The following is a 7,024-nucleotide window of genomic DNA, read 5'->3' as shown; positions in this document are numbered from 1 at the left end:
CCTGTCGCGCCGAGGGTGGCGCCCGGCAGCTCCCCCGCCACACCGCACACAACGAACGCGAGGGCGAAGCCGAGCCCTGACACGCAAGAACAAAAAAACGCCCCGGATGAAACCGGGGCGTTCCGTGAAACCGTATCGGTCGAAATGCCGCTTCAGTGCACGGTGAAAAGCTTATCGAATCCCGCGATGCGCAGGGTATTGCGCAGGTCGGCGCCCGCATTGACGATGCGGATCTCCGCGCGGTCGCCGCCGGCATGCTCGCGCAGCAGCATGAGCATGCCCAGCGCCGAACTGTCCATGCCCGTGACCTGTTCCAGATCCAGCACGTAGCTGCGCGCCGGGCTGACCTCGCCCAGGCAGGCGTCGTGGAAGGCGCGGTGGATCGAGAAGTCGAAGCGCTCGCCCAGGTGAAGGGTGAGGCAGCCCTGCTCGGTGTCGTGATGCACGTTGATGGCCATGGATGCTTTCCTCAGAACAGATCGATGTCGCCGGCAGCCATGGACTGCTGGAGGGCGGGACCGCGCGCGCGCAGGCGGGCACGCTCACGCTGCTCGGCCAGGCGGGAACGGACGCGCTGGGCGCGGGCACCGAGTTCGCTTGCATTGGCCGGCGCGCAGGCCAGTTCCTCGATGTCGCGGGTGCAGTCGGCGGTGATTTCCTGGAGCTCGACCAGGCGCGAGCGGGTCTGGTGCAGCAACTGGCTGAGGATGTCCTCGAACTGGAGGGAACGGATCGTCGTGGAGACGTCGTTGCCCAGGCCACGGTTGATCGAGGCGGCTTCGTCGGCGGCGGCGCTGGTGCGGGCGTTGGACTCGGTGATGGTCGCCATCATCTCGTCGATGCCGCCCTTGGCGGACAGCGCCACGTTCATGTCCTGCGATGCCATGTGGCCGACCAGTTCGCGCAACTGCTCCATCGCCGTGCGCGAACGCTCCACGTGCGTACCGATCTTCTCGTTGAACTGGTTGCTGTGCTGGGCGAGGTTGCGGATCTCGCCCGCCACCACGGCGAAACCGCGGCCGGACTCGCCGGCGCGGGCGGCTTCGATCGCCGCGTTCAGCGCCAGCAGGTTGGTCTCTTCCGCGATCGTGTTGACGTTCTTCAGCAGCGCGAACACGGCGTCCATCTCCTTCGCCATGCCGTCGATGCGGTAGACGATGCGCAGGCTCTCGCGCGACAGCTGCACGATCAGGCCGACGAAATGTTCGAGCAGGCCGGCCGTGCGGTCGGCGAAGTCCTGCACCGAAATGCCTTTGCCACCGCCCTCGATGATTTCGCTGAGCAGCTTCTGCTGCTTGCCGGTCTTGTGCGACAGGCCGTTGAAACCGCCACCCAGTTCGGCGACGGCATCGCGCAGCAGGTCGAGCGCCTGGTTGAGCTCGCGGCTGGCATGGCCGAGTTCGTCGACGATGGCGCTACGGACGTCTTCCATCGCTTCGCGCACCGATGCCTCGTCGCTGGCGTGGCTGCTCAGCACCACTTCCACTTCGGGCACGGGCGCGGAACGCAGGCTGATCGCGATCCAGGTCGCGGTCAGGAGGGCCACCACGACCGGGGCGACCCAGGCCGAATGGAACACCAGGACCAGTACCAGCGCGATCGCACTGGCGGTGAAGCCGACGGAGTGTTCGTTCTTCGGGATCAACATGATGACGTCTCGTTGTTCAGGTGCCGACGCGGGCGGCGGCGGGCACGGGGGTATTGGCAAGCGCGAGCAGGCGCGCGGCGATGGCGTCTAGCGGCAACATCTCACTGGCGGCGCCTGCCTTCCACGCGGCGCCGGGCATGCCCCAGACCACGGAACTGGCTTCGTCCTGGACCAGGGTCGGCGCGCCGATTTCCCTGAGTTCGCCAAGACCGCGCGCGCCATCGTCGCCCATGCCGGTCAGCAGGCAGCCGATGGTGGCGGCGCCGACACTGGCCGCCATGGAACGGAACAACACGTCGACGGCCGGCTTGTGCCGGTTCACGGGCGGACCATCGTGCAGGCGGCAAACATGGCGTGCGCCATCCCACATCACCAGCAGGTGCTGGCTGCCGGGAGCGATGTACGCGTGGCCCGGCTGGATGGGCTGGCCATCCCGTGCCTCGCACACGCGCATCGCGGAGCATGAATCCATGCGTGCGGCGAACGGGCCGCTGAAAGCCGCCGGGATGTGCTGGGTGATGACGATGGGCGGTGCCGTGGGCGGCATGGCTTCGAGCACGACACGAATGGCCTCCGTGCCGCCGGTGGACGCGCCGATGGCGATGATCCGCGTGCCGCCACGGCTGCCCGCGGTCTGCGCGCGCGGCAGCACCGCGTCGGCCGACAGTCGCGGCGCGACGTCGAGCTTGACCACCGCGGCGCGCTCCCGCGGCTTGGCGCCGGCGGCAAGTCGCACCTTGGCGCAGATCTCCGGCGCATGTTCCATGAAAGTGTTGGCCAGGTCGGCGGCGGGCTTGGTGAAGAAGTCCACCGCACCCAGCTCCAGTGCGCGAAGCGTGACGTCGGCACCGCGCTCGGTCAGCGTCGACACCATCACCACCGGCATCGGACGCAGGCGCATCAGGTTATCGAGGAAGGTCAGGCCGTCCATGCGTGGCATCTCGACGTCGAGCGTGAGCACGTCGGGATTGAGTTGCTTGATCTTGTCGCGGGCGATCAGCGGGTCCGCGGCGGTACCGACCACCTCGATGCCCGGATCGGACTCGAGCATGGTCGACAGCACCTTACGCACCAGGGCTGAATCGTCGACGATGAGAACGCGTACTTTCTGCATGGGCTCTTGCAACTCGGTGGTGGAACGGCGATGAGGCGAGGCCCCGACGGCGTACGTCAGAACAGCTCCACCTCTCCCTTTATCGGATCGTCGGCCAATCGCTTGAGGTATCGTCTTTCGCGGTCGGCCAGGCTGTGGTCGTGGGTGGCACGCAACTGGCGCACGCGGACCCTGCCGCTCACCGGGAAGAACTGCACCTGGCGCGGGTAGATGTCGCCCACGTCGGCCGCGCACAGCTTCAGCTTCTCCGTGGCGATATAGCGCTGCACGAAGGCGATGTTGCGCTGGCCGATGTCGGTCATGGTGGCGAGCACGCGGCCGCCACCGAAGATCTTCACCTCGAGGTCGTCACGCTTGCCGCCGGCCTTGAGGATGGCGTTGATCAGCTGCTCCATCGCGTCGTTGCCGTAGCGCGCGGCGCGGCCGACGGTGGAGCTCCAGCTGTCGCGCTCACCCGCCGGCTCGGGCAGCATGAAGTGGTTCATGCCGCCGATACGGCGCCGCACGTCGCGCACGCACGCCGACACGCAGGAACCCAGCACCGTGGAAATCATTTCTTCCTGGACACTGACGTAATACTCGCCCGGCAGGATCTTCACCGTGACCACTTCCTGCGCCGGGTCCCAGAACCGGCGCACGTGCTCGAAGCCCGGTAGCACGCTCTTCGGGTCGAAGCCCGCAAAGGTTCGTGGTTGTACGACGAACGTATCGCTCATGTACGCTTCCGGTAGACCGTCCGGCCGATCAGGTCGAAGTCCTCGGACAGTCCGTACATGGATTCCGAGTGACCGAGGAACAGGTAGCCGCGGCTTTCCAGCATGCCGGCATAACGGGAAAACAGGCGCTGCTTCGTCGGCTTGTCGAAGTAGATGACGACGTTGCGGCAGAAGATCGCGTCGAACCTGCCTTGCATCGGCCACTCGTGCAGCAGGTTCAACGGCTGGATGGAGACCAGTTCGCGTAGGCGCGGATGCACCAGCGCATAGCCGTCGTAGGCGCCTTCACCACGCAGAAACCAACGCTTGCGCCGGGCGTCGCTGACACCGCCGAGGCGGTCGATCGCGTACATGCCCTTGCGCGCGGCTTCGAGGGCCTGCGGCGAAAGGTCGGTGGCGAGGATCTTCGCATCGACGTTGGCACCGGTGCGCTCGAGTGCCTCGGCGAGCACCATCGCGATGGCATACGGTTCTTCGCCCGTGGAGCACCCCGCGGACCAGATGCGCAGGCGGCCGCCACCGCGCTTTTCCTCCAGCCAGCGTGGCAGGAGCTCGTCCACCAGCATGTCGTAATGGTGCATCTCGCGAAAGAACGAAGTGACGTTCGTGCTGATGCAGCTGGCCAGTTCGCCGAGTTCAGACGCGGGGTCGCGACGCAGCAGGTCGCAGTAACCGGCGAAGCCGGAGAGGCCCAGCGCGCGAAGCCGGCGGAGCAGGCGCCCCTGGACTAGCTGGCGCTTGTGCTCGCCGAGCGAGATACCGCAGTGCTGAAGCACGAATTCGCGGAGGAAGGTGAATTCGGCTTCGCCGAGGCTAGGCCCCGTCGCGCTCGCCAGCCCGACGGTATCGCCGTTGTTGACGAGCGCGCTCATCGATCAGAACTCCTTCCACGCGCCGGCGTCGGCGGATTCCGCCGCACGCGGTGCACGCGGCGCCGGCGCGCTGCGCACGGCGGCGAACACGGTTTCCATCTCTTCCTTGGCCACGTCCTTGCGGACTCCCTTGCCAGCCGCCTTGGCGGATGCCTGGCCGGCGATCTGGAAGAAGGCGACCTGACGGCTGAGCTCGGTGGCCTGCTCGTGCATGGCGCGCGCGGCCGCAGCCGATTCCTCGACCAACGCGGCGTTCTGCTGGGTCATCTCGTCCATCTGCAGCACGGCGTGGTTCACCTGGTCGATGCCGGCGGACTGCTCGGAACTGGCGGCCGCGATCTCGGCGACGATGTCGGTCACCTTCTTCACGCTCTCGACGATCTCGGCCAGCGCCTTGCCCGACTGGTCGACCAGTTCGGAACCCGTCTTGACCTTGCTCGCGCTGTCGTTGATGAGGCCCTTGATCTCCTTGGCGGCGTTGGCCGAGCGGCCGGCGAGATTGCGCACCTCGGTCGCCACGACGGCGAAGCCACGGCCCTGCTCACCCGCGCGAGCGGCTTCCACGGCGGCATTGAGCGCCAGCAGGTTGGTCTGGAAGGCGATCTCGTCGATCAGGCTGACGATGTCGGAAATCTTCTTGCTCGAACTGTTGATCTCGCGCATGGCGACGACCGTCTGCGCGACGACCTCGCCACCGCGCTCGGCCTGTTCGCGGGCGCCACGGGCCAGCTGGTTGGCATGGCTGGCGTTCTCGGCGTTCTGCTTCACCGTGGAGGTCATCTCCTCCATCGACGACGCGGTTTCCTCCAGGCTGGAGGCCTGCTCCTGGGTGCGCTGCGAGAGGTCGTCGTTGCCGCGCGAGATCTGCTGCGCGGCGGTGCTGACCGAACCGGAGCCGTGGCGCACTTCCGAGACGATGGCGCTGAGGCGCTCGTCCATCGCGCGGAACGCGGCCTGCAACTGGCCGAGTTCGTCGGTGCGGGTGACCTGGATGTCGTGGCCGAGCTTGCCTTCGGCGATCTGGTGCGCGACATCCACCGTCTGCGCCAGGGTGCGGATGATCGAGCGGATCACCAGCACGGCGATCAGCAGGCAGACGAACAGGCCGATGGCCAGCGACGCGATGCTGAGGGCGCGGACGGTCTTGTACTGCGCGCTCTCCTTGGCGTAGATAGCTGCCGCTTCGTCGCGCTTGGCCTCGATCACTTTGCTCAGCTGGTTCTGGCGCTCCATCATCAACGGGCGGACCTGGAGCTCAAGCACGTCGGAGGCGCCCTGGTCGGCCTGGTTCAGGGCGTCGAGCATGTCGGACTTTGCCTGGGCATAGTCCTCGTTGGTCGACTGCCACTTGTCGTAGAGCTTCTTGACCTCGGCCGACATCGGAATCTTCAGGAACGCCGCCTTGGTGGCGTTCATGTCGTCCTGGTACTTCTGAAACTCGGCGACTTTCTGCTTCACCTGGTCCGGATTGCCGACCTTGGCCGCGCCTTCGCCCAACACGATGAAGGACATCAGCGAGTTCGTGTTGATGCGGGTCAGCATCTCGGAAGGAACCAGTTCCTCCTCATAGATCTGGCGCATGCCTTCGTTCTGGAAGTACATCGCGCCCAGGCCGACGGCCGCGCCGCCCAGGAGCATGAGCGTGAGCAAACCGAGTACGCCATAGAGGCGGCCGCGGACGGTCAGGGCGGGAACTTTGAACTTGAACTTCTTCATCACGATTCCAATCGGCAAAGTGCGGCAAAGGCAAACCGGTCATCACATGCCGGCTGCCCGTGGCCGCCGGCGCGTTCACAGGCTCAGGCGACGGCTTTCACTTCCGGCGAGGCCAGGGCGACCTCGAGCATCTGGGCGTCTTGCGGTTGCAACAGGCGATCCACGTCGAGCAGCAGCACCATGCGCTCGCCGACGGAGGTCAGGCCCTTGAGGTATTCGGTGTCCACCGTGGTGCCCATGTCGGGCACCGGACGGACCGCGGCCGGCAGCACGTCGATCACGTCGGAGACCGCGTCGACCACCACGCCGAACTGGCGCCCGGCGACCATCACGATCACGCAGACGGTGGTGGCGGTGTACTCCTCGGAGGCCAGGCCGAAACGCAGGCGCAGGTCGAGCACGGGGACGATGGCGCCACGCAGGTTGAGCACGCCCAGCACATAGGACGGCGCCTGCGGAATGCGCGTGACCGGTGTCCAGCCACGGATCTCGCGAACGGCGAGGATATCGACGCCGTATTCCTCGCTGCCGAGGTTGACGGTGAGGTACTGCGCGGCCTCGTCGGACGCATCGGTAGCGGTGGCGTAGCTGGCTTGCTGATTCATGTCGTTCCCACGGCGGATCGGATCGGCGGTTCGGGACCCCTTCCCCTGGGGTATCGGCCGCTGCCGCAGGGACTTGAGGGCGAAGTACACCGGATTTGGCAAGAGCCCCGGAGGCGCCCGGGGGAGTCCAATCTGGTAGGAGGGGTTGGAAGCGGGTGGGACCCTTGCTCTGGCAGAAACCTTGCCCTGGTGGGAGCCTTGCTCTGGTGGGAGCCGACCTTGTCGGCGATCCCGCGGCAGCGGGCCAGGTCACGGCAAGCACCCATCGCCGACAGAGTCGGCTTGTGTCTTTCCGAAGGGCTAGGCTTGGAGGTGAGAGCGGAGTGCGGCAAGCCGATGGACGGCAGTGCCGC

At 66.4% G+C, this 7,024-nt stretch carries 7 protein-coding genes; all 7 read right to left on the bottom strand.

Features of this window, described 5'->3' with window-relative positions; genetic code table 11:
• Positions 1-152 precede the first annotated feature (152 nt).
• Positions 153-458 (bottom strand): STAS domain-containing protein, encoded by a 306-nt coding sequence (locus AB6730_RS18760; protein ID WP_306850386.1) that lies wholly within the window; start codon positions 456-458, stop codon positions 153-155.
• Between the two features lie 11 nt (positions 459-469).
• Positions 470-1,648, bottom strand: coding sequence for a methyl-accepting chemotaxis protein (locus tag AB6730_RS18755; RefSeq protein ID WP_371025108.1), 1,179 nt, complete (start codon positions 1,646-1,648; stop codon positions 470-472).
• A gap of 16 nt (positions 1,649-1,664) precedes the next feature.
• Positions 1,665-2,762 carry a chemotaxis response regulator protein-glutamate methylesterase gene (locus AB6730_RS18750; protein ID WP_371025107.1) on the bottom strand — a complete coding sequence of 366 codons (1,098 nt, stop codon included), beginning with the start codon at positions 2,760-2,762 and terminating at the stop codon, positions 1,665-1,667.
• 56 nt (positions 2,763-2,818) lie between these two features.
• Positions 2,819-3,478: a chemoreceptor glutamine deamidase CheD gene (cheD, locus tag AB6730_RS18745; RefSeq protein ID WP_371025106.1), complete on the bottom strand. Its 660-nt coding sequence runs from the start codon at positions 3,476-3,478 to the stop codon at positions 2,819-2,821.
• On the bottom strand, positions 3,475-4,350 hold the full coding sequence (locus AB6730_RS18740) for a protein-glutamate O-methyltransferase CheR (protein ID WP_306850383.1): 876 nt from the start codon (positions 4,348-4,350) through the stop codon (positions 3,475-3,477). Before AB6730_RS18740 ends, cheD begins: the two co-directional genes overlap by 4 nt.
• Positions 4,351-4,353: 3 nt before the next feature.
• Positions 4,354-6,066 (bottom strand): methyl-accepting chemotaxis protein, encoded by a 1,713-nt coding sequence (locus AB6730_RS18735; protein ID WP_371025105.1) that lies wholly within the window; start codon positions 6,064-6,066, stop codon positions 4,354-4,356.
• 83 nt (positions 6,067-6,149) lie between these two features.
• Positions 6,150-6,671: a chemotaxis protein CheW gene (locus tag AB6730_RS18730; RefSeq protein WP_371025104.1), complete on the bottom strand. Its 522-nt coding sequence runs from the start codon at positions 6,669-6,671 to the stop codon at positions 6,150-6,152.
• Positions 6,672-7,024 lie beyond the last annotated feature (353 nt).

The sequence above is a fragment of the Luteibacter sp. RCC_6_2 genome (assembly GCF_041360655.1).
Classification (GTDB): domain Bacteria; phylum Pseudomonadota; class Gammaproteobacteria; order Xanthomonadales; family Rhodanobacteraceae; genus Luteibacter.
The sequence above is the reverse complement of the archived record's forward strand: the minus strand, read 5'-3'. Positions and strand labels throughout refer to the sequence as shown.

Coding starts and splice junctions, on each gene's coding strand:
- AB6730_RS18750 (WP_371025107.1), bottom strand. CDS start 2,762: ATGCAGAAAGTACGCGTTCTCATCGTCGACGATTCAGCCCTGGTGCGT.
- AB6730_RS18730 (WP_371025104.1), bottom strand. CDS start 6,671: ATGAATCAGCAAGCCAGCTACGCCACCGCTACCGATGCGTCCGACGAG.
- AB6730_RS18760 (WP_306850386.1), bottom strand. CDS start 458: ATGGCCATCAACGTGCATCACGACACCGAGCAGGGCTGCCTCACCCTT.
- AB6730_RS18735 (WP_371025105.1), bottom strand. CDS start 6,066: ATGAAGAAGTTCAAGTTCAAAGTTCCCGCCCTGACCGTCCGCGGCCGC.
- AB6730_RS18755 (WP_371025108.1), bottom strand. CDS start 1,648: ATGTTGATCCCGAAGAACGAACACTCCGTCGGCTTCACCGCCAGTGCG.
- cheD (WP_371025106.1), bottom strand. CDS start 3,478: ATGAGCGATACGTTCGTCGTACAACCACGAACCTTTGCGGGCTTCGAC.
- AB6730_RS18740 (WP_306850383.1), bottom strand. CDS start 4,350: ATGAGCGCGCTCGTCAACAACGGCGATACCGTCGGGCTGGCGAGCGCG.